We start from the raw sequence: 22,286 nt of genomic DNA, 5'->3' as shown, positions 1-22,286 counted from the left end.
TCTGCACATCTGAAATTGCACATCTGCAAATTGAAAAAGCAATGTTGTATTACCTGTTTAACTATTTAAGCAAAAATTACAGTATCCCCGGGGTAGGTGTATTTCAATACATCACGTTCAGGATGGCGATGGCTGTAATTACTTCATTGCTGATCACTACTGTTTATGGCAGGCGGCTAATAGATTATCTACGCTTTAAACAGGTGGGCGAAACCGTAAGGAATTTGGGTTTGGAAGGCCAGATGCAAAAATCAGGCACGCCAACTATGGGTGGTATCATCATTTTGCTGGGTATTTTAATACCAACACTGCTGTTTGCCAAGCTGGAGAATGTGTATGTGATCCTGATGATCATTACCACCGTTTGGCTGGGAGCTATCGGTTTTCTGGATGATTACATTAAAGTATTTAAAAAGAATAAAGAAGGCTTAGCGGGCAGGTTTAAGATCATTGGTCAGGTTGGTTTATCACTTATTGTTGGCTGGACAATGTATTTCAACAGTAATATCATCATCCGCCAGGAAGTTGTACTTCCGGTGAAGGATGATGCTCCTGTTGAGTTTCACATGAAGCGCAATACTCCTGTTTACACTCAGGACGTACACTCTACCAAAACAACAATGCCATTCTACAAAAACAATGAGTTTGATTACGGCAAAGTGTTGAAGTTTTTGGGTAAAGGTTATGAGCAATACGCGTTGGTGGTGTTCCTGTTTTTTGTGATTATCATCATTACGTTCATATCAAACGGGGCCAATATTACCGACGGTATTGATGGCCTGGCGACGGGGACATCGGCCATTATAGGTATTACGCTGGCTATACTGGCCTACGTGTCGGGTAACACGGTTATTGCCGATTACCTGAACATCATGTACATCCCTAACTCGGGCGAGCTGGTAATTTTCGCCGGTGCCTTTGTCGGGGCTTGCGTAGGCTTTTTATGGTACAACTCGTACCCGGCACAGGTGTTTATGGGTGATACTGGTAGTTTGGCTATAGGTGGTATCATCGCGGTATTTGCTATCATGATCCGTAAGGAACTGATGCTGCCATTACTGTGTGGTATTTTCCTGGTAGAGAATTTTTCGGTGATTATCCAGGTTTCATGGTTTAAATACACCAAAAAGAAATTCGGCGAAGGCAGGCGCGTGTTTTTAATGGCGCCGCTGCATCACCATTACCAGAAAAAGGGTTTCCATGAAGCAAAGATTGTTACCCGCTTCTGGATCATCTGTATCATACTGGCGATAGTGACGGTGATAACGTTGAAACTTCGTTAGAGGTCAGTGATTGGAGCTTAGAGGTTAGGGGGGAAGAGAGGTTAGTGATTGAAGATTAGAGGTTAGGGAAAGAAAAATATTAGAAAAGCGAATCGGTGATATCATTGAATCACCAAAAAGAAATCGGTGGAATCACCAAAAAATCGGTGTAATCCCAAAAGAAAAAGAAATGAGTCAGGACAATAACATATCAACGCAGTCAACTCCTAAAGTGAGGATAGTAATCCTTGGTGCGGGAGAGAGCGGCGCCGGTGCAGCCTACTTGGCGCAGCAACAGGGCTTTGATGTTTTTGTGTCGGATTTTGGCGGCATTGCCGACAACTATAAAAAGCAACTCGAAGACTGGAATATTCCTTTTGAAGAGAAACAGCATACTGAAGAACTGATCCTGAATGCGGTAGAAGTGATCAAAAGCCCCGGTATTCCGGATAAGGCCCCGATCATTAAAAAACTGCATGAAAATGGGACACCTGTGATATCGGAGATTGAGTTTGCCGGGAGGTACACTGATGCAAAGATCATTGGTATAACAGGTTCAAACGGTAAAACGACCACCACCAGCTTAACCTACCACATTTTAAAAGATGCGGGGATGAATGTTGGGTTGGCGGGCAACATCGGCAAAAGCTTTGCCTACCAGGTTGCCACCGAAAAGTTTGACTGGTATGTGCTGGAGCTAAGCAGTTTTATGCTTGATGATATGTTCAGGTTTAAAGTTGATATAGCGGTACTACTAAACATCACACCTGATCATTTGGATAGGTATGATTATAAACTGGAAAATTATGCGGCATCCAAATTCAGGATAACGCAGAACCAGACTGCAGCCGATTATTTCATTTATTGTGCCGATGATCCGGAAACAATAAAGGGAATGAAAGAGCGAACGTTCGGGGCACAGCTGTTGCCGTTTTCCATACAGCAAAAATTTGAACCGGGGGCATACCTGGATAACAGCGACAATATTGTCATTAACACAACACAAGAACATTTTACAATGTCAATTCAAGATCTGGCCCTGCAAGGCAAACACAACATTTACAACTCCATGGCATCGGGTATTGTGGCAAAAGTGTTGGAGCTACGCAACGAAACGATGAGGGAGAGCATGGGCAACTTTAAAAGCATTGAGCACCGCCTGGAGTTTGTTGCCAATATATCCGGTATCCGCTTCATCAACGATTCAAAAGCTACCAATGTTAATTCAACATGGTACGCTTTGGAAAGTATGACCAGCGATGTAGTGCTGATTTTGGGTGGTGTTGACAAAGGAAATGATTATAGTATGCTTAATGATCTGGTTAAGCAAAAGGTAAAGGCCATTGTGTGTTTAGGCAAGGATAACAAACGCATCCACGAAGCCTTTGATGATATGGTTGAAATTATAGTAAACACGTCATCAGCCCAGGAAGCGGCAACCGTAGCTTATCACCTGGCAACTAAAGGCGATACGGTGCTATTATCACCGGCTTGCGCCAGCTTCGATCTGTTTAAAAACTACGAAGACCGCGGCAGGCAGTTTAAGGACGCTGTGAAGGAATTGTAAGTAAAACAGTCCATAGTCGATGGTCGATAGTCCATAGATTATGAAAATTAAATCATGGTCTATCGACTATGGGCTATGGACAAATAAAGAAAATAAAGTTGCAATGCATAGGATATTAAACAATACAAAAGGAGATCGCTGGATATGGCTTATAGTCATATTGCTTTCTGTTATATCCTTGTTGGCGGTATACAGCTCGGTAGGTACGCTGGCATTTAAGCAAGGTAAAGGGGTCGAGATCATCCTCATGAAACACGTGTTCATGATAGTGGGTGGTATTGCGCTGATGTATTTCTCGCACAAGCTTGATTACCGTTATTATGCCGGTATCTCTAAGGTAATGATGATCGTTACCATTCCGCTGTTGCTGTATACATTGGTTTTTGGTAGTCATATTAATAACGCAAGCCGCTGGATAGCTATCCCGGGAACGGGTTTAAGCTTTCAGACTTCGGATTTGGCCAAGCTGGCATTGATCACTTACCTGGCCCGTACATTATCGCGCAAGCAGGAGAACATTAAAGATGTTAAAGAGTCCTTTTTGCCTATCATGGGTTCGGTTTGTGTGGTGTTTATCCTGATTGCATTAGCTAACCTTTCAACAGCGTTAATGTTATTTGGGGTTAGCATATTACTGTTGATCATCGGCCGGATCAGTATCAGGCAAATAGCTATTACCTGTGCTGCAGGTTTTATATTGTTGCTGGGCGTAATATTCCTTGGTCCGAGGAGGCATACCTACGTGTCACGTATGAAGGTGTTTATGCACCCCGAACTGGCAAAGGCCGATAAATCTTTCCAAAGCGATCATGCAAAAATTGCCATCGCAACAGGCGGGTTATTTGGTAAAGGTCCAGGGAACAGCACAGAAAGAAATTACCTGCCCGAGTCATACTCTGATGAGATCTACGCCATTATAGTTGAGGAGTATGGTTTAGTAGGAGGTATAATCGTAGTGGGGATCTATGTATTCTTGTTGTATCGATGTATCAAGATCATAACTAAAGCGCCAAAAGCCTTTGGGGCATTGCTGGCGTGTGGTTTAAGTTTTAGTTTAACCATACAGGCTTTTGCCAATATGGCCGTAGCTGTAGGCTTAGGGCCGGTAACCGGCGTGCCGCTACCGTTGGTAAGTATGGGTGGTACTTCGATATTGTTTACAAGCATCGCCTTTGGTATTATACTGTCGGTGAGTAAAGATATTGAAGAACCTAAAAAGGATAAGGCTATAAAGGAAGATAACACCGGGCCGAATAAGATCATAGTGGGAGAGATAAGGACGGCGTAGACACCCCCCCAGGCCCCCAAAAGGGGGAGGAATAGAGGTGACTAAAAAGCGTAATTAACAAATGGAAGATAAAAGCAGTATGAAAGCAGCCAATCAAAAGCACCCCCTTCAGGGGGCGGGGGGGGCGTCGCCGCGTATCATCATAAGCGGTGGCGGAACAGGAGGACATATCTTCCCGGCTATCTCTATTGCCAATGCTTTAAAACATATTGATCCCAATACCGAAATCCTGTTTGTGGGCGCTAACGGCCGCATGGAAATGGATAAGGTGCCGGCGGCGGGTTACAAGATCATCGGTTTGGATATTCAGGGGATTCAGCGCGGTTCTATCGTAAAAAACCTAATGTTCCCTATCAAACTTGCCAATAGTGTACGCAAGGCTATCAAAATCATTAAAGATTTTAAGCCCGACGCTGCAGTAGGTGTAGGTGGATATGCATCGGGTCCGTTATTGTATGCTGCATCACTGAAAGGGATCCCATACCTCATACAGGAGCAAAACTCGTATGCAGGTATTACCAATAAATGGTTAGGTAAACATGCCCAAAAAATATGCGTGGCCTTTGATGGTATGGAGAAGTTTTTTCCTGCCGACAAGATCATCAAAACAGGTAACCCTATCCGTAAGGATGCGGTGAACATTGCCGGTAAGCATATGCAGGCTTTGGAGTTGTATCATTTGTCGCACTTTAAAAAAACGATACTGATAACCGGCGGTAGTCTTGGCGCGCGTACGCTAAACAATAGTATCATGAACGGTATAGATAAGCTGCTGGCTGCCGATGTACAGGTGATATGGCAAACCGGTAAGTTTTATTATAAAAGCATTATCGAAAAACTGGGCGAAAATTATCACCCCGATCTGCAGATCAGGGAGTTTTTAACCCGGATGGATTTGGCTTACGCCGCCGCCGATATTATCATATCAAGGGCGGGTGCAGGCACTATTGCCGAGCTGTGTGCCATTAAAAAGCCGGTGATCCTGGTGCCTTCGCCAAATGTGGCCGAAGATCATCAAACAAAAAACGCGTTAGCGCTGGTGCATGAAAACGCAGCCGTTTTTGTTGCCGACAGAGATGCTGAGGCAAAACTGGTTGACCGGGCGCTTGAATTACTGGAAGACCGCGACCTGCAAAAAAAATTGAGCACAAACATTGGTAAAATGGCCATGCCAAATGCCGATGAAGTAATAGCAAAGGAACTTATCCAAATAATAAGTAACAATTAAAATGATGGTCCTCCTCTTCCAAAGGGAGGAGGGCCTTTTTAAAACAAATTGAAATGGAACTGCACGATATAAAAAGAGTTTATCTCATAGGCATAGGCGGCATCGGTATGAGCGGCCTGGCACGCTATTTCCATCATTTGGGTTGCATTGTTTGCGGATATGACAAAACGTCGACTGATTTAACAAACCAGTTGCACAACGAGGGGATCCAGGTTGTTTTTGAAGATCATGCGGATTATATCCCCATGAGTTTCCAGAAACCATGCAGCGATACATTGATCATTTATACGCCTGCTGTACCAAAGGATTCGCACATCGTTAATTATTTCAAAAACCACGGTTTTGAGTTGTTCAAGCGCTCGCAGGTTTTAGGCTTGATCAGCAAGAGCTCATTTACTATTGCTGTGGCGGGTACACATGGCAAAACTACCACCTCAACCATGGTAGCGCATTTGCTTAAGGCATCGGGTAATGATTGCTCTGCTTTTTTGGGTGGTATTTCATCAAATTACCAAACCAATGTGCTGTATGGCAAGAACAACGTAATGGTGGTTGAGGCCGATGAGTATGATCGCTCGTTCCTTACCCTATATCCGGATGTGGCTATCATCACCTCAATGGATGCCGATCATTTGGATATCTATGGTGATCACGCGCATCTAACCGAATCGTTTAAGCTGTTCGCTTCGCAGATAAAACCGGGTGGTACGCTGGTGCACAAAAATGGTTTGCCTTTGGATGGTGGTTACACCTATGCTTTCGAAGATGAAACTGCTGATGCACATGCTTCAAACGTGAGGATCATTGATGGCGATTTCTATTTCGATTATAACAGTAATGCGGTAAATATCACGGATATAAAAATGGGCATAGCCGGCACCCACAATGTGGAGAACGCCGTAGCAGCCATTGAAGCGGTACTGAAACTGGCTATATCACCGGAAAATATTAAAGCAGCATTAGCATCTTTCAGAGGGGTTAAACGCAGGTTTGAATACATAGTTAAAACGCCAGAGCATATCTACATTGATGATTATGCGCATCATCCCGAAGAATTGAGGGCTTGTATATCATCAATAAAAAGATTATACCCGGCTAAGAAGTTAACGGCCATATTTCAGCCTCATTTATTTACCCGCACCCGCGACTTTGCCGATGGTTTTGCCGAGGTGCTGGATATGGTAGACGAGCTGATATTGCTGGAAATTTATCCGGCGCGCGAATTGCCGATAGAAGGGGTTAACTCGCAAATGCTGCTTAACCGCATGCAATTGCAAAATAAAAAGATACTGAGTAAAGAGGCCGCGGTAGCCGCTGTAGCTGCCGAAAAGCCCGAACTATTGTTAACGGTAGGTGCCGGTGATATTGACACGCTGGTACAACCTTTAAAACAAGTATTAAGCAATGAATAAAAAACTCATTTGGAAGCGTCTGTTAATAGGTTGTGCCTGGGTAATAAGCCTGGGTGGCCTTGTGGTGCTTATGAGTTTTATTGAAACAAAAAAAGCGGGTGTAAAGTGTACCGCGGTAAACGTAAGCATCCCCGGCGGGCAATATTTTATTGACAAGCAGGAGGTTGATCATATTATTGAAGTTACCAGTCACTCATTGGTAGGCAGGCCTATCGAAAATATCAATATCCAGGAACTGGAAGATAAATTGAAAGCGAACCCGTTTATTGAGTTTGCTAAAGTTTATACCGAAATGGACGGTGTACTGAGGGTTGAAGTAAGCCAGCGCCAGCCGATATTGCGCATCATGAACCATTATGATATGGATTTTTATGTAGATCAAAACGGCTTAAAGATTCCGCTATCATCAAACTTTACCGCGAGGGTATTGGTAGCTAATGGTTTTATCGAAGAGCTGTTTACCAACCGGGTTGATTCGTTACATACGCGCCTAGCTAAAGATTTGTTTAAAACGGCTGATTATATCCGTAAGGATTCGCTTTGGGATGCACAGATAGCGCAGATGTATGTGAACAGTGAGCGCGAGATAGAGCTGATTCCGAGAGTGGGCAACCAAAGGATCCTGATCGGTAATGCGGATTCGCTTAACGTAAAGTTGAACAACCTGCAGGCTTTTTACAAGCAGGTGCTGCCAAAGGTAGGCTGGGATACTTATAAAGTGATCAATGTAAAATATACCAACCAGGTTATTGGTATAAAAAATGAAAATATAAAAGCAGATTCAATTAAGGCAGCTAAAACTGCCAAACAGGATTCGCTTAGGACGAAAAGGGATACATCTCAAATTAAATTGTAATATGGACAAAAGCTCAACTCAGGAAAAAAGTTCGCCAATTGTAGTAGGATTGGATATCGGGACTACCAAGATATGTGCCATTGTTGGGCGCAGGAGCAAGAACGGGAAGATTGAGGTTTTAGGGATTGGCAAGGCCGAATCTGCGGGTGTGACGCGCGGCGTGGTGTCAAATATAGATAAAACAGTACAAGGCATTCATCAGGCGGTGGAGGTGGCGGGCTCGCAATCAAATGTAGAAATCAGGGTAGTGAACGTAGGCATTGCAGGTCAGCACATCAAAAGCTTGCAACACCGCGGTTTAATAACCCGTCGCGATCTGCAATCAGAGATCGGTCGTAAGGATATTGATAAGCTGATAGAGGATATGTATAACCTGGTGATGCCTCCGGGCGAGGAGATCATCCATGTGTTGCCACAGGAGTTTACTGTGGATAATGAACCTGGGATCAAAGATCCGATAGGTATGGCAGGCGTTAGGCTTGAGGCTAACTTCCATATTATATCTGGTCAGGTTACGGCCATTAAAAACATTGTAAAATGTGTTAACAAGGCCAGCCTGGAGAGCCAGGAACTGATCCTTGAGCCGCTGGCATCTTCAGAATCTGTTTTGAGCGAAGAGGAAAAAGAAGCCGGCGTGGTTTTGGTTGATATCGGTGGCGGTACTACCGATGTGGCCATCTTTCACGAAGGTATCATTCGCCATACAGCCGTTATTCCGTTCGGCGGCAACAGCGTAACTGAGGATATCCGCGAAGGCTGTTCAGTAATGCGCAACATTGCCGAGCAACTGAAAGTAAGGTTTGGATCAGCCCTGGCCGATGAGAACAAGGAAAATGAGATTGTATGTGTGCCAGGTTTGCGTGGCCGTGAGCCAAAAGAAATTTCGGTGAAAAACCTGGCTTATGTAATTCAGGCCCGTATGGAAGAGATTGTAGAGCATGTTTATTACGAGATCAAATCATCAGGTTATGAAAAGAAACTGATAGCGGGCATCGTAATAACAGGCGGTGGTGCTCAACTGAAACACTTACGCCAATTGGTTGAGTTTGTTACCGGTTTGGATTGCCGCGTAGGTTACCCTACCGAGCACCTGGCTAAAAACGAAGTGCTGCCAAAAGGTACATACGAAGAATTGCAGAGCCCAACTTTTGCTACCGGTATCGGTTTGCTCATTAAAGGGATCCAGAAAATGGAATACATGAATGAAGCGATCCCTGCCGAAGTGAAAACGGCTAAGCCAAAGTACGATGCGAAAAGTAAAGAAGGGGGCTTGTTAGACAGGCTGCTGAAAAAAAGCATCACATTTATTAAGGATGACATTAAGGATGAGGACTTTCTGAAATAATATTTATTCACAAGGGTTAAACTTATTCACATTGCTCACAAATGTGGATAAATCTTGTTGAAAAAGTGTTATTATTACGATGGTAAAATCTAATGTTGGGTTGAATTACATATAGCTGAAAACGAAGATTATGCATTTTGAAATGTTAAAAGAAAAATCGTCAATCATCAAGGTAATTGGTGTTGGCGGTGGTGGTGGTAACGCGGTAAACCATATGTACAGGCAAGGAATTACCGGTGTTGATTTTATAATATGCAACACTGATGCCCAGGCATTGGAGCTGAGCCCTATACCTAACAAGGTGCAATTGGGTGCCAGTTTAACCGAGGGCATGGGTGCAGGCTCAATACCCGAAGTTGGTAAAAATTCGGCTATTGAAAATATCGACGATATTAAACAGATGTTGGGCGTTAATACCAAAATGCTGTTTATCACAGCTGGTATGGGCGGTGGTACAGGTACAGGCGCAAGCCCTATCATTGCCAAGGCTGCGCGCGAAATGGATATATTAACGGTGGGTATCATAACCACACCTTTCTCTTTTGAAGGTAAACGCCGTAAAATGCAGGCGGATGCTGGTTTGGAAGAACTGCGCAAGTATGTCGATTCGTTCCTGGTGATCTCGAACGACAGGCTTCGGCAGATCTTTGGTAACCTGACAATGAGCTCTGCATTTGCCCAGGCTGATAATATATTGACTACAGCAGCTAAAGGTATTGCCGAGATCATCACCTTGCCGGGCTATATCAACGTCGACTTTAAAGATGTGCGCACGGTAATGAAGGATAGCGGTGTATCTATCATGGGCAGCTTTAGCGCCGATGGTGAAAACCGTGCCCTTAAAGCTGTTGAAGGTGCATTGGCATCACCATTGTTGAAAGATAATGAGATTGAAGGTGCAAGGTATATATTGCTGAACATCAGCTCGGGCCTTAAAGAGGTTACCATGGATGAGATCAGCGTAATTACTGATTATATCCAGGAAGAAGCCGGCTTAGCTGCTGACCTGATCTGGGGTAACTGTATCGACGAAAACCTGGGTGAGCAATTATCGGTAACCATTATTGCTACCGGTTTCCAAACCAAAGATGAGCGCGAAAAGGAAAACAGCAACAAGAAAATAGTTTCAATGCTGGTTCCCGAAGAGCCTCAGCAGGCAAGGCCGGTTAACGAATTTATTAAACCAGTTAAGGTTGATGCTCCTGCCGAGCCTTATGCTAAAGCACCTAAAGAAGATGCAAAGCAAGCTGGGTTGTTTGATATGTTTGCCGGTAGTCGCCAGGAAGAACCTGCTGTTGTAAGGCATAGCCTAATGAATGAAGAGCCAGAGGTTGATAACGAGCCGGATACTGCTGGTTTCACTTTTAAAATGAGTGAGCCGGTGAGCTATGAGCAGCCTGTAAGGGAACAGCCACGTATGCCCGAGCCTGAACCAGAGCCAACTCCTGCACCGCAACCTGTTGGGGCTGATGATAACAAAACCAACGAATCTATAGAAGAGCAGTTAAAAAAATCGCGCGAGCGCATTATGAGACTGAAAGACCTGAGCATGAAACTGCGTACAGGTAATATTCAGGAATTGGAAAATGTTCCGGCTTATAAACGTAAAGAGATAGCCCTGCAGGATACCCCGGCATCTGACGAAAGCCAGATCTCACGTTTTTCCCTGATGCAGGATAGCGAAGGTAACGTGGAGATCAGGAATAATAACTCGTACTTGCACGGAAACGCGGATTAAGAAGAGATGCAAGACTTTTAGAGTCAAGAATCAAGAGAAATAAAAACCACAATAATTGAAAGGGAGATCAACAAAAGAATTATATCTGAGCGTTGATCTCCCTTTTTGTTATTATAGTAAAAAAATGTCATTTCGATAGAGCAGGGCGGGGCAGAGGACGTTGGAGCGAAAGAGAAATCTTGTACGCTATGCGATAGTGCGTTGTATGTAGTAATTGCAGAGCGTACAAGATTTCTCCTCACCCGATCACACAGGCCATCACTCTGTTCGTCGAAATGACAGCAGTTTTATATTTAGGGAAAGAATATCTCTTCTCTTGATTCTTGCTTCTTTCCTCCAAGTTATAACCTATTCTAAAAAGTTATAGCTATTGTTTAAAGGTGTTTTAACGGCTATATTTGCATTTAAATTTGTAAAAACAATTCATTTTGGATTTATTTGATAAAATAACAAAAAGCTTAGGTGGGCCGATAGGTCAGCATCAAAAGTGGTCGCATGGTTATTTTTCTTTTCCTAAGCTGGAAGGTGAGATAGGCCCGCACATGGAGTTTAAAGGAAAAGAGCATTTAGTTTGGAGTCTTAACAATTACCTTGGCTTGGCTAATCATCCTGAAGTAAGGCAGGCTGATGCGCAAGCCGCTGCCGATTACGGTATGGCTTACCCTATGGGTGCAAGGATGATGTCGGGAAACTCCATTCACCACGAAGAGCTGGAGAACAACCTGGCTGCCTTTGTTGGCAAACAATCGGCCTTTTTGCTAAATTATGGTTACCAGGGAATGGTATCGATAATTGATGCATTGGTTGACAGGAATGACGTTATTGTTTACGATGCCGAATCGCACGCCTGTATCATTGATGGCGTACGTTTACATATGGGTAAGCGCTTTGTTTACCAGCACAACGATATTGAAAGCTGCGAAAAGCAGCTGGAACGGGCAACCCGTTTAACAGAGCAAACCGGCGGGGGTATCCTGTTAATTACCGAAGGTGTTTTTGGTATGTCGGGCGCTCAAGGCAAACTTAAAGCAGTTGCTGATCTTAAAAAGAAATTTAACTTCCGTTTACTGGTTGATGACGCACACGGTTTTGGTACCATGGGTAAAACCGGTGCGGGTACACATGAAGAGCAGGATTGTATGGACGAGGTGGATGTGTACTTTGCCACCTTTGCCAAATCAATGGCGGGTATTGGCGCTTTTGTAGCTGCTGATCAGGATATTATCCATTATCTGCGCTATAACATGCGTTCGCAAACATTTGCCAAGGCATTGCCAATGCCAATGGTATTAGGTTTGAAAAAACGCTTTGAAATGTTAAAGACCCAACCAGAACTTCGCGAGAAATTATGGTTGATTGCAAATACCTTGCAGGCAGGTTTAAAAGAACGTGGCTTTGATCTGGGTGCTTCAAACACTATGGTTACCCCGGTATTTCTAAAGGGTGATCTTTTTGAGGCTACAGCCCTAACCCGAGACTTACGCGAGAACTATGGTATCTTTTGCTCGATAGTAGTGTACCCGGTTATCCCTAAAGGCTTAATTGTACTAAGACTGATCCCAACAGCGGCTCATAGTTTGGAGGATGTACAACGTACCCTTGATGCGTACAGCGCTATCGGTGAAAAATTAAAGGCTGGTTATTACAAAGAGAATAAACTGGAAATTGCTTAAACGCATTTGATAATACTTAGAAGCCTCGGAGAGATCCGGGGCTTTTTTTGTTTTTTTTTGCATCTGATGTAGAGGCGCATCACATGCGTCTCTCGTTTGAAATGCCGCTATGGTGAATAAATTACGAGGGGCTTTTGCCCTTTTAGTAGACGTATGTGATGCGTCTCTACGTTGAAGATTACCACCCCTTGAAAATCCTTGATAAAACGTTCCTAAATTATTTTAGCAAGCTTTTTTGTTTAACAAAAACCCTTTTCTATTTTTACGGCTACCATATCAAAACCATGAAATTAACCAGACGACATTTTATAAAAATTAACAGCGTTGCAGCTGCCGGTATCGGTTTAGGTGTAACTCCTGTATTTGCTTCGGCTGTGGCTCCTGCCTTTGAAAGCCAGCGCCCAAAACTGGCCGACCGTAAGTTTACCAGTAAGGCGGTTGAGGCCATCATTAAAAAAGTTAAGGCCGATATTAAAGACCCTGAAGTTGCGTGGCTTTTCGAAAACTGCTATCCAAACACTTTAGATACTACCGTAAACTATTCTGAAAAAGATGGTAAGCCTGATACCTTCGTAATCACGGGCGATATTAATGCGATGTGGATGCGCGATTCATCGGCGCAGGTTTGGCCGTATCTGCCGCTCATTAAAAATGATCCGGCACTTAAAAAATTAATTCAGGGCGTGCTAAGCCGTCAGGCTAAGTGCGTGATCATTGATCCATATGCCAATGCCTTTAACGAAGGTCCAACTGGTAGCGAGTGGGACAGCGACCGCACCACTATGAAACCCGAATTGCACGAGCGTAAATGGGAAATAGATTCGCTTTGTTACCCTGTAAGGCTGGCTTATAATTACTGGAAAATAAGTGGCGACAGCAGCTTTTTCGACGAGAGCTGGCAAAAAGCAGGTAAGATCATCCTGGCTACTTTCAAAGAACAGCAACGTAAGGATGGTAAAGGCCCCTACTTTTTCCAGCGCAAAACCGAGACACAAAGTGATACCGCACCAAACAGAGGCTATGGGAATCCCGTTAAACCCGTTGGTTTGATCTGCTCTATCTTCCGTCCGTCGGATGATGCTACCATTTATCCATTTCTGATTCCCTCAAACTACTTCGCGGTAGCAAGCTTAAACCAAATGGCCGAAATGTACAGTACCATCGGTCATGATAATGCTACCGCTGATGCTTGTAAGGCTTTAGCAACAGAGGTTCAGGCAGCACTTAAACAATATGCTGTTGGCCATCACCCGCAATTTGGTCAGGTTATCCCGTTTGAGGTTGATGGTTATGGAAACCAACTTTTCATGGATGATTCGAACGTTCCAAGTCTGTTGGCCCTGCCTTATCTTGATTCGGTAAAAGTTGATGATCCGTTGTACCAAAGTACCCGTAAATTTGTACTGAGCGATAGTAATCCTTACTACTTTAAAGGCACCGCTGCCGAAGGCATTGGAGGCCCGCACGTGGGTATAGGTTATATCTGGCCAATGGCAATCATTATGCGCGGTATTACATCAACCGATAAAGCAGAGATTGTACAGTGCATCAAATGGCTGAAAAGCACACATGCAGGCACCGGTTTCATGCACGAATCCTTTAATAAAGACGATGCAAAGGACTTTACCCGCAAATGGTTTGCCTGGGCTAACACTTTATTTGGCGAATTGATACTAAAAGTGCACGAACACTACCCTGACATACTACAACAGACTTTTTAAACCAGCTGAATATGTTAATACTTAATAGTATTTAAAATACTACGTTTAAGTTGTATGGTTTGCTGTAAATATTATTTATGCCGAATTATGGCTTGTATTTTAATTATTAATGAATCTTATTTTTAAATATAGGTTTGATTTAAACTTTTTAATAAAAAATAAGCAACGGTTAATAAATCAAAATGGGCAAAAATGTGGAAAAAAACCACTGTTAAGGCCGTATTTTTTGGCTTCAAAAGTTTTTAATTACCAAAAAACATTTTAGCTTAGCTTTAATTAAAACAATAAACCTCAAAATTTAAAAGGAGTAATTAAATGAAAAAATTTACTGAAGTAAAAGAGCTTGTAGCAGCTTTAGAGGCCGACGCCGACAAATTCTACAATAAAGGAAACAGCGCTGCCGGTACACGTGTACGTAAAGGTATGCAGGATCTTAAAAACCTGGCACAGGCAATCCGCCTTGAAGTTCAGGAGGCGAAGAATAAAGAGGCTTAGTAAGATTTTTATCATCTTATTCCAATAAAAAACCCGGTCCATGGACCGGGTTTTTTATTTTATGGAAAGCTTTCGACATGTGACTAAAAAAGCCCTCCAGGGAATATAAAAAACGTCATTGCTATGTACGAAGCAATCGCAAACTTTACAGGGTATACTGCTAATAGGGAATTGCTTTGTACCTCGCCATGACGCCTGTAGAGGATGATTCTTGTATTTTATGCTTTTACTGCTACCGGAGCCAGCTTTTTAAGCTCTTCCACAATAGCACCGGCAGTTTTTTCGCTTACCTGTACCAATGGTAGCCGCACTGTATCGCCGCAGATGCCTAATTGTTTTAGGGCAGTTTTAACACCTGCAGGGCTACCTTCGGCAAACATTAATCGGGTAAACTCAATCAGATCAAAATGCGCGGCATGTGCTGCTTTGTAATCGCCGTTCAGCAAAAGCCTAACCATGTCAGATAATTGACGCGGCAAAGCATTACCAATAACAGATATCGCACCAACTCCGCCTAAAGCCATCATGGGCAAAGTAACCGGATCATCGCCTGATATAAACAGGAAATCCTCGGGCTTGTCGCGCATCAACTGGTTAAACAGGTCGAAATTGCCCGATGCTTCTTTGATACCGATTATGTTTTTAAACTCCTTTGCCAGGCGTACAGTTGTTTCAGCGCTGATGGTACTGCCTGTACGGCTTGGTACGTTATACAGGATTATAGGTAGTTTAGTATTTTGTGCTATAGCCCTGTAGTGCTGATAAATACCCTCCTGGGTAGGTTTGTTATAATGCGGACTTGCTGAAAGTATAGCATCATAGCCTTCTGTATCAAACGATTTTATTTGCTCAACAACTTCATGAGTATTATTACCGCCAATACCCGCCACCAGGCCAACGCGCTTATTTACCACTTCGGCTGTGAAAGCCCAAACCTGCTTTCGTTCAGCCTCGCTCAATGTGGCACTTTCGCCGGTTGTACCTAACGACACCAGGTATTCCACCCCGCCATCAATCAAATGTTCAATCAGGTTTCTCAACCCGTTGTAGTCAATTTGACCATCCGCATGAAAAGGGGTTACCATAGCTACCCCTGTTCCGTAAAATATATTCATGATTAAAATTAAAAGGATGCTAATATAGTGATTAGTGATTGTAGATTAAGAGTTTATTAGAGGTTTATTTTTTGAAAAAGTGCCTTGATTGCGTTTAAAGTTAGATTTTGGATAATTGGGATGTTTAATTTGAATGGATTGAAATACATCTTTAAATATTGGGCTAATGTAAAGGTTACCGTGGGGACACGGCAACGGGGATGTATGTATCTTCTTTTGGCGCAAGTGTTGTGCGGTTGATTGTGTGAGGGTTCACTTGTGACTTTTTAGTACAATAACATCTCAAATCCGAAATTAATAATGGCGTTGCCTGCGGCCGGGCTATCCGCTCATACGCCTGCAGGCATTCCGCTCATGGCCGGTATCCGCTACTATCCCTAAGCAAAAACCTTAAAAAAAATAAAACAAAGCATTTCAAAACGCATTGCCTTTAGCCTTTAGCCTTTAGCCTTTCCTCAAATAATCCCAAACAACGATCCACCCTTTTCGCCCAGCTTATCAACCGTTTTCTCTACTTCCGGTACCCGCTCCAACACGGGGGCGTGATGTGGTTTTATCCGGGCATCAATAATCAGTGGACCTTTACAGCCCCAGTGTTTATGCTCGGTAATGCTGCCAACACCATAAATATCATGCGACGGGTTGCTGCGGGTAAAGGTTACCCAGACGAAATTGTTAATGGTTTGGGCGGCAAAACCGGCATCATCACAAAGCACTATTAAAGGCAAGCCGGTAAGGTCTTCATCCTGCAGGCTGTATTCTATAATGCTGATAATATTATCTATGTCCTTGTGATTTACATGTTTGGGCACTTCAACCATGAGCACACCAGGCATGGCCATTTTGTAAGCGCTGATAGGGCGGGGGAGACTAAACCAATCGGGCAGCTCAGCCCACAGTTCACGCTTGATTTCGCCGGCTACGGTAACAGCTATTTTACTACCCGAGTTTAAGCCTTCGCCGCTATAGTCAAGCGTATCGATAGTTGTATTGGTATAAAAATGCAGGTCGCGGGTAAGATCTATCCTTTGCAGAATGTGCTTCAGGAAACCGCCAATATCGTTTACATTAAGTTTTGGGTCATCTTCCTGCGCGGCAATGAATAGGTATTTAGCAAGACTTAGCTGGCCTTTGCCCAATATGTGATTGGCGATAGTAACTATCTCCTGCGGCTTACGCTCTTTGAGATAGGGGGTATAGCGCTCGCTGCCAATGGCAAAAAGCAGGGGATGCACACCTGCCGCGTCAACCGCATTCACAGCATGTAGGCCGGGGATTTCTTTAGGAATAGCCGAACCTGTAATTTCATGGATCAAAGCCCCAAAGCTGGTGTCCTCCTGCGGCGGGCGACCAACCACAGTGAACGACCATACAGCATCTTTACGGTGATAAACGTTATGTACTTTCATCAGCGGGAAAGGATGTACCAAACTGTAATAGCCCAAATGATCGCCAAAGGGCCCTTCAGGTTTATTTTCGTGCGGCATAACTGTGCCGGTGATCACAAAATCAGCATCAGCCGAAATACAGAAACCTTCGGCATCATAAAAATATCGGAAGCGACGGTTCCCTAATGCACCTGCAAAAGTCATTTCTGATAAACCTTCGGGCAGGGGCATTACGGCAGCTACGGGATGTGCCGGTGGCCCGCCTACAAAAATGCTGACTTTTAATGGTTGCCCTTTGGCATTGGCTTTGGTTTGATGCACGCCAATACCCCGGTGTATCTGGTAATGTAAACCGATCTCCTGGTTTTGTACATAGTCATTACCGGCAAGCTGGATGCGGTACATGCCCAGGTTGGCGTTCATGATGCCGGGTTTATCCACATCTTCGGTATACACCTGGGGCATGGTAACAAACGGGCCACCATCCATAGGCCAGTTTACAATTTGCGGGATATCGCTGATGTTACATTTGCCAAATTTAATGGGTGCGCCTGCGCCGCTTTTCATAGGCAACGCCGAGAGCGCCGTTAACCCAATGCCCGCATATTTAAAAGGATTTTTGATGGCCTTTATCGGATCGTTTTTAATATCGACGAGTACCTTGATCTTTTCAAGTGTGTCCCTGAAAATAAATTTCGACCTGTCGAGTGTACCAAACAGGTTGGATACTGCCGGAAAACGATTCCCTTTTACGTTTTCAAATAGTATGGCAGGCCCTTCGTTTTCAAATACACGCAGGTGTATGGCCGCCATTTGCAAGTAAGGATCCACCTGTTCCTTAATGCGTAATAAGCGGCCGTTTTTTTCGAGATCGGCAATGCAGGCTTGTAAACTTGAGTAACCCATAGGTGCGAAATTAAGAAATTAGTTCATTGGGTCATTCATTTCATTGTCATTGGGTCATTGACATTTCGGGTAAGTTTCACGCTCAATTAACATAGGCAACAACTCAATGACCTAATGATAAAATCCTTACTTTAGCCGGTAAATATCAATTACCCTATGTCGGTAACAGTACTAACGCTTATTATACTTGTTGGATCGTATTTAGCGGGTTTGCTGGGCTCGTTAACCGGGTTGGGCGGAGGGGTTGTTATTATTCCGCTGCTTACTATTTTACTTGGAGTGGATATTCAGTACGCCATCGGGGCTTCGCTGATCTCGGTTATTGCCACGTCATCAGGTTCGGCAGCAGCTTACGTTAAAGAAGGGATTACCAATATCAGGCTGGGGATGTTCCTGGAGATTGCCACAACGGCCGGCGCCATGGTTGGCGCACTGATAGCAGTTTATATCCCGACTAATTTTATAGCGGTATTATTTGGAGTGATCCTGATCCTCTCGGCTGTAATGTCGTTACGAAAAAAATCGCAGCAAATCCATCAGCAAAAAAGTGCATTGGCCGAAAGGCTGAAACTAAACGGCAGTTTCCCCGGCCCGGCAGGCGAAATTACTTATTCGGTAAGGAACGTAGGTGGCGGCTTTTTCATGATGCTTTTTGCGGGGGTAATATCAGGCTTGCTGGGCATAGGTTCGGGAGCGCTGAAAGTTTTGGCGATGGATGGTGTTATGCGCATCCCTTTTAAGGTATCAACTACTACCAGCAATTTTATGATAGGGGTTACCGCAGCAGCAAGCGCGGTAGTTTACCTGCAACGGGGGTACATTGATCCCGGGCTTTCGATGCCGGTAGCTATTGGGGTTTTATTAGGTGCCTTAAGCGGATCAAAAATATTGGTACATACTTCATCGTCGGGATGGCTACGTGTAGTTTTTGCCGTGGTGGTTACGTTTTTGGCATCGCAAATGATATATAAAGGAATTACAGGGACTATATAATTTGTCATTAGGTCATTGCGTTATTAAGTCATTTTTGTGTGAGGTTAAGTGACATGGCTGGTCGACCTGATAAGAAAAATGACTTAATAAAGCAATGGCGGGTAAGAATGACTTAATGACCAAATGACATAATGATATAAAATGAGCAAATTCAAAGATACCGATATGCAGGCCGTGATAGGCTGGATACTGCGCGCGGGAGTGCTGGTATCAATGAGCGTTATTTTTATTGGCGGTGTTATTTACTTGTACAGGCATGGGCAAACCCATGTTGATTACAGCAAGTTTGTTGGTGTGCCCGATTTTGTGAGTAACCCTGGTGGTATTATACACGGTATCTTTACTTTGCGCGGCCGGGCAATTATACAGGCGGGGATAATTTTGTTGATAGCTACACCGGTTATCCGGGTGTTATTTTCGGCTATTGGTTTTATTATGGAAAAAGATTACCTGTACACGGCTATCACAGTACTTGTGCTGCTTATCATTTTAATTAGTATGATAAGCGGTCACGCCGGCTGATATTTTAAAAACTTTTTTGTATTTAATATAGTATATATAATAAATGCAACGACGTACAGTACAATCATCGGCTTTAAGCAGCGTTGGCTACGATCCGGACGCCCGCATTCTTGAACTTGAATTTCGGGAAAATGGCGGTGTGTGGCAGTACTTCGGTTTTCCTTTATCTGCCTATAATAAGTTTATTGGCTCTGATTCGCTTGGGCATTTTTTTGTTACACGCATAAAAGGCAAATACCCCGAGTTAAAGGTTAGGTACGCACATCATTAATTTCCGGTGCGGCGGCGCTCATCATCATTACCCGTATTGCGTTTGTTAGCCGATTTAATGGTGCTTTTGCCAAAACGATAGGTAAAATTGAGCCTTACGATGCGCGTATCGCGTTTATTTACCTCCGAAAGATCAATGTTTTGATAATTGGCATGGTTGCGCCCCCTGTCGGTATTAAATACATCGTTTAGTGCTAATTTAATAGTGGCCCGCTTATCCAATATTTGCTTGCTGATACCCGCGTTTACCGAATAGCTTGCTTTTAATTCATTGATGCCGTAAATGGTTGGGGTTTCATACCTGCCCGATATTTCACCAAGTAATGTACCGGTGATGGTGAAGTTTTGTGTACTGCCAAAAATAATATCCTGCTTACCCCTGTCAAAATCCCCGTTTTGTGCGTAAGCTTTGTAACGCACATAAATAGCATCAAGATTAAAACTGCCCGACCACCACCTGGTAAATTGTACAGGCGCGTAGAATGAAGCCCCGTAAACAAAGATCTGCCCGAAGTTTTTACGGAGAGTTATGTTAACCTTAGTCGAATCGTTTTGTTGATATACCGGGAAATCATAAGCATTATTGGTAACTGTATAATACAGTTCGGTTGAAAAGGTTTGATTATAAGTATGGGAGATTTGTATGGTGTTGGTATATTCCGGCTTTAGCTGTGGGTTGCCGGCCCGATAATCATATAGGTCGGTGTAGTACAAAAATGGATTGATATCTTCGTAAAGTGGCCTGTGAATACCTCGGTTATAACCAATACCGATGATGTTTTTTTTATCGGCCTCATAACTTATCTGTACCTGCGGAAAAAGGTTAAAATAATTATTGGTATTTATCGCCGGTACCTGCTCATTTAATCCCCATGATTTACCTGTTGCATGAGTGTTTTCGGCACGTACACCTGCCGTAATATCCCACTTACCTATTTTATTTACATAATTGATGTACCCCGCGTTCACTGTTTCGGTGTAAAGGAACCTGTTGCTGAAATTGGGGTCGGCCTCATATATGTTGTTTATTTTGGGGCCAAAAATGAGATTATTATTGCTGCGGGTGTTGTTATATTTAATGCCTGCCTCCAATCGTGAGGTTTTGTTTAATGGGTTAACAAAATCAACTTTTGATGTCCAGATGTGAATATCTGACGGCGAAAGGTTTTCCAACTCAAGATCATCGCGGTAAGTATTGCCCGCCGAGGTAAAAAAGCTATTGGTAATAAATTCATTAGAGTGGCGGGTGTAGGTTGAATAGTTACCATCTACCGAGATACTGCGGCCGCTTTTATCCAACACCGCGTTATAATTGATATTGTAGTTTAAATAGTTGCTGCCCCTGTCAAGGTTTGAACGGGCCCTGATTATTGAATCGAGCTGATGCTGATTGCCGATGTACAGGTCGTTGTGCTTTGTAAAATCATCACTCCTGATAATTCCGCTTACTAAAAAGCCTATAGTTTGCTTTGGGTTGATGGTATAATCGGCCCCTATTTTAAAGTTGTGGTTAGTGGTTTTTTGAATATTGTTATAATCAACATCGTAATTACTCAGGGTTTCGTTATAAGTAATGTTACGGTTGGTTGTAATAGTGCGTGTGCCTTTATTATTATCGTAAGTGTAATTTCCAAAAATATTGAGCTTACTGGTGCGGTTGTTGAAAACAATGCCTGCTGTACTTTTGTAATACTTTCCATAACCCGCCATGGCAGTAACCGTACCGTTGGTGCCCAGGTTTTTACCCTTTTTTAAAATGATGTTGATGATACCTCCGCCCGAGGCGTCATATTTGGCCGACGGGCTGCTGATCATTTCAACCTGGTCGATAGTGCTGCTTTGCATACTGCGGAGCAAACTGGTAAGATCATCGCCGGTAAGGTTGGTAGGTTTACCGTCGATGGTTATTAATGCTGCTTGTCTGCCGTTAATACTTAAAGTTTCGTTACTGTTAACCCTTACCCCAGGCGATTGCCTTAGTATATCAAAGGCCGAATTTCCCTCGGCCAGGATGCTGTTTTGTACACTTAATACAATTTTGCCGGGCTTTACCTCTATGTAAGGCTTCCGGGCAACTACTTTAACTTCCTGCAGTTGGTTGTTTGAAAGTTTTAAAACAATATCATTGGCAGTTATTATTTGACCAGCGTTAACCTTATATGGCCCCGTATAAACTTTTACGTATCCTATTTTACTGATAAGTATTAAATAGCTGTCGGGCTGCAGGCCGGTAAATTCAAACTGCCCGTTTTTATTTACCAGGTTTGATTTTAATATAGATGAGTCGGCAGCCGCAAGGAGAATGGCTGTAGCTGCATCGGCGGGCTGGTTGTTTTCTGTTAAAACTTTACCCTGTATTATTGAAGATTTTGTTTGGGCGAACGAAATACAATACCCTCCCGCCAGGAATGCAAAAAATAAGCCTGCTATTAAAACCCTCATTAATCAGTAATGTAGAAATTTGCTATAGTTTAAAAGATTATAAAAATGTACCGCAATATAATACA

17 protein-coding genes are annotated in these 22,286 nt (G+C 43.4%); 14 read left to right on the top strand and 3 right to left on the bottom strand.

Annotated elements, in window-relative coordinates; genetic code table 11:
- Positions 1 to 41: 41 nt before the first annotated feature.
- From mraY to BLP33_RS14635, 11 genes are all read left to right on the top strand, one after another.
- Positions 42 to 1,283 carry a phospho-N-acetylmuramoyl-pentapeptide-transferase gene (gene mraY, locus BLP33_RS14685; protein WP_090531268.1) on the top strand — a complete coding sequence of 414 codons (1,242 nt, stop codon included), beginning with the start codon at positions 42 to 44 and terminating at the stop codon, positions 1,281 to 1,283.
- 169 nt (positions 1,284 to 1,452) lie between these two features.
- Positions 1,453 to 2,829: a UDP-N-acetylmuramoyl-L-alanine--D-glutamate ligase gene (murD, locus tag BLP33_RS14680; protein ID WP_090529895.1), complete on the top strand. Its 1,377-nt coding sequence runs from the start codon at positions 1,453 to 1,455 to the stop codon at positions 2,827 to 2,829.
- A gap of 103 nt (positions 2,830 to 2,932) precedes the next feature.
- Complete coding sequence (locus BLP33_RS14675; protein WP_090531265.1) at positions 2,933 to 4,117, top strand: FtsW/RodA/SpoVE family cell cycle protein; 1,185 nt, start codon at positions 2,933 to 2,935, stop codon at positions 4,115 to 4,117.
- A gap of 79 nt (positions 4,118 to 4,196) precedes the next feature.
- On the top strand, positions 4,197 to 5,345 hold the full coding sequence (murG, locus tag BLP33_RS14670) for an undecaprenyldiphospho-muramoylpentapeptide beta-N-acetylglucosaminyltransferase (protein WP_090531263.1): 1,149 nt from the start codon (positions 4,197 to 4,199) through the stop codon (positions 5,343 to 5,345).
- 53 nt (positions 5,346 to 5,398) lie between these two features.
- Positions 5,399 to 6,757, top strand: a complete 1,359-nt coding sequence (gene murC / locus BLP33_RS14665; RefSeq protein WP_090529892.1) for a UDP-N-acetylmuramate--L-alanine ligase — start codon at positions 5,399 to 5,401, stop codon at positions 6,755 to 6,757.
- Positions 6,750 to 7,613 (top strand): cell division protein FtsQ/DivIB, encoded by an 864-nt coding sequence (locus BLP33_RS14660; protein ID WP_175490020.1) that lies wholly within the window; start codon positions 6,750 to 6,752, stop codon positions 7,611 to 7,613. The genes murC and BLP33_RS14660 overlap by 8 nt, the downstream gene beginning before the upstream one ends.
- 1 nt (position 7,614) lies before the next feature.
- Complete coding sequence (gene ftsA / locus BLP33_RS14655; protein ID WP_090529889.1) at positions 7,615 to 8,958, top strand: cell division protein FtsA; 1,344 nt, start codon at positions 7,615 to 7,617, stop codon at positions 8,956 to 8,958.
- 130 nt (positions 8,959 to 9,088) lie between these two features.
- Complete coding sequence (ftsZ, locus tag BLP33_RS14650; protein WP_090529886.1) at positions 9,089 to 10,696, top strand: cell division protein FtsZ; 1,608 nt, start codon at positions 9,089 to 9,091, stop codon at positions 10,694 to 10,696.
- A gap of 428 nt (positions 10,697 to 11,124) precedes the next feature.
- Positions 11,125 to 12,369, top strand: coding sequence for an aminotransferase class I/II-fold pyridoxal phosphate-dependent enzyme (locus tag BLP33_RS14645; RefSeq protein WP_090529883.1), 1,245 nt, complete (start codon positions 11,125 to 11,127; stop codon positions 12,367 to 12,369).
- 284 nt (positions 12,370 to 12,653) lie between these two features.
- The gene (locus tag BLP33_RS14640) at positions 12,654 to 14,090 is read left to right on the top strand and encodes a glycoside hydrolase family 125 protein (RefSeq protein WP_090531261.1); all 1,437 of its coding nucleotides are present in this window, start codon (positions 12,654 to 12,656) and stop codon (positions 14,088 to 14,090) included.
- A 315-nt stretch (positions 14,091 to 14,405) separates the two neighbouring features.
- Positions 14,406 to 14,585, top strand: a complete 180-nt coding sequence (locus tag BLP33_RS14635) for a histone H1 (RefSeq protein ID WP_090529881.1) — start codon at positions 14,406 to 14,408, stop codon at positions 14,583 to 14,585.
- Between the two features lie 218 nt (positions 14,586 to 14,803).
- On the opposite strand, the gene dapA is transcribed toward BLP33_RS14635, so the two are convergent.
- Complete coding sequence (dapA, locus tag BLP33_RS14630) at positions 14,804 to 15,700, bottom strand: 4-hydroxy-tetrahydrodipicolinate synthase (RefSeq protein WP_090529878.1); 897 nt, start codon at positions 15,698 to 15,700, stop codon at positions 14,804 to 14,806.
- Between the two features lie 455 nt (positions 15,701 to 16,155).
- The gene (locus BLP33_RS14625; RefSeq protein WP_090529875.1) at positions 16,156 to 17,994 is read right to left on the bottom strand and encodes a UbiD family decarboxylase; all 1,839 of its coding nucleotides are present in this window, start codon (positions 17,992 to 17,994) and stop codon (positions 16,156 to 16,158) included.
- A 156-nt stretch (positions 17,995 to 18,150) separates the two neighbouring features.
- Here BLP33_RS14625 and BLP33_RS14620 point away from each other — a divergent pair, with 156 nt between their 5' ends.
- From BLP33_RS14620 to BLP33_RS14610, 3 genes are all read left to right on the top strand, one after another.
- Positions 18,151 to 18,987: a sulfite exporter TauE/SafE family protein gene (locus tag BLP33_RS14620; protein WP_090529871.1), complete on the top strand. Its 837-nt coding sequence runs from the start codon at positions 18,151 to 18,153 to the stop codon at positions 18,985 to 18,987.
- Between the two features lie 141 nt (positions 18,988 to 19,128).
- A complete protein-coding gene (locus BLP33_RS14615) occupies positions 19,129 to 19,509 on the top strand; it encodes a DUF1634 domain-containing protein (RefSeq protein WP_090529868.1) in 381 nt (126 codons plus the stop codon).
- Between the two features lie 43 nt (positions 19,510 to 19,552).
- Positions 19,553 to 19,780 carry a KTSC domain-containing protein gene (locus tag BLP33_RS14610; RefSeq protein ID WP_090529865.1) on the top strand — a complete coding sequence of 76 codons (228 nt, stop codon included), beginning with the start codon at positions 19,553 to 19,555 and terminating at the stop codon, positions 19,778 to 19,780.
- On the opposite strand, the gene BLP33_RS14605 is transcribed toward BLP33_RS14610, so the two are convergent.
- A complete protein-coding gene (locus BLP33_RS14605) occupies positions 19,777 to 22,221 on the bottom strand; it encodes an outer membrane beta-barrel family protein (protein WP_090529862.1) in 2,445 nt (814 codons plus the stop codon). The genes BLP33_RS14610 and BLP33_RS14605 overlap by 4 nt on opposite strands.
- Positions 22,222 to 22,286: the final 65 nt, after the last annotated feature.

Origin of the sequence: Mucilaginibacter sp. NFR10 (genome assembly GCF_900100445.1) — a bacterium.
Classification (GTDB): domain Bacteria; phylum Bacteroidota; class Bacteroidia; order Sphingobacteriales; family Sphingobacteriaceae; genus Mucilaginibacter; species Mucilaginibacter rubeus.
This window is presented reverse-complemented; position numbering and strand designations above follow the sequence as displayed.

Bases quoted from the DNA above. Each gene is read 5' to 3' on its own strand.
- mraY (WP_090531268.1), top strand. From the start codon at position 42: ATGTTGTATTACCTGTTTAACTATTTAAGCAAAAATTACAGTATCCCC.
- murD (WP_090529895.1), top strand. From the start codon at position 1,453: ATGAGTCAGGACAATAACATATCAACGCAGTCAACTCCTAAAGTGAGG.
- BLP33_RS14675 (WP_090531265.1), top strand. From the start codon at position 2,933: ATGCATAGGATATTAAACAATACAAAAGGAGATCGCTGGATATGGCTT.
- murG (WP_090531263.1), top strand. From the start codon at position 4,197: ATGAAAGCAGCCAATCAAAAGCACCCCCTTCAGGGGGCGGGGGGGGCG.
- murC (WP_090529892.1), top strand. From the start codon at position 5,399: ATGGAACTGCACGATATAAAAAGAGTTTATCTCATAGGCATAGGCGGC.
- BLP33_RS14660 (WP_175490020.1), top strand. From the start codon at position 6,750: ATGAATAAAAAACTCATTTGGAAGCGTCTGTTAATAGGTTGTGCCTGG.
- ftsA (WP_090529889.1), top strand. From the start codon at position 7,615: ATGGACAAAAGCTCAACTCAGGAAAAAAGTTCGCCAATTGTAGTAGGA.
- ftsZ (WP_090529886.1), top strand. From the start codon at position 9,089: ATGCATTTTGAAATGTTAAAAGAAAAATCGTCAATCATCAAGGTAATT.
- BLP33_RS14640 (WP_090531261.1), top strand. From the start codon at position 12,654: ATGAAATTAACCAGACGACATTTTATAAAAATTAACAGCGTTGCAGCT.
- BLP33_RS14635 (WP_090529881.1), top strand. From the start codon at position 14,406: ATGAAAAAATTTACTGAAGTAAAAGAGCTTGTAGCAGCTTTAGAGGCC.
- dapA (WP_090529878.1), bottom strand. From the start codon at position 15,700: ATGAATATATTTTACGGAACAGGGGTAGCTATGGTAACCCCTTTTCAT.
- BLP33_RS14625 (WP_090529875.1), bottom strand. From the start codon at position 17,994: ATGGGTTACTCAAGTTTACAAGCCTGCATTGCCGATCTCGAAAAAAAC.
- BLP33_RS14620 (WP_090529871.1), top strand. From the start codon at position 18,151: ATGTCGGTAACAGTACTAACGCTTATTATACTTGTTGGATCGTATTTA.
- BLP33_RS14615 (WP_090529868.1), top strand. From the start codon at position 19,129: ATGAGCAAATTCAAAGATACCGATATGCAGGCCGTGATAGGCTGGATA.
- BLP33_RS14610 (WP_090529865.1), top strand. From the start codon at position 19,553: ATGCAACGACGTACAGTACAATCATCGGCTTTAAGCAGCGTTGGCTAC.
- BLP33_RS14605 (WP_090529862.1), bottom strand. From the start codon at position 22,221: ATGAGGGTTTTAATAGCAGGCTTATTTTTTGCATTCCTGGCGGGAGGG.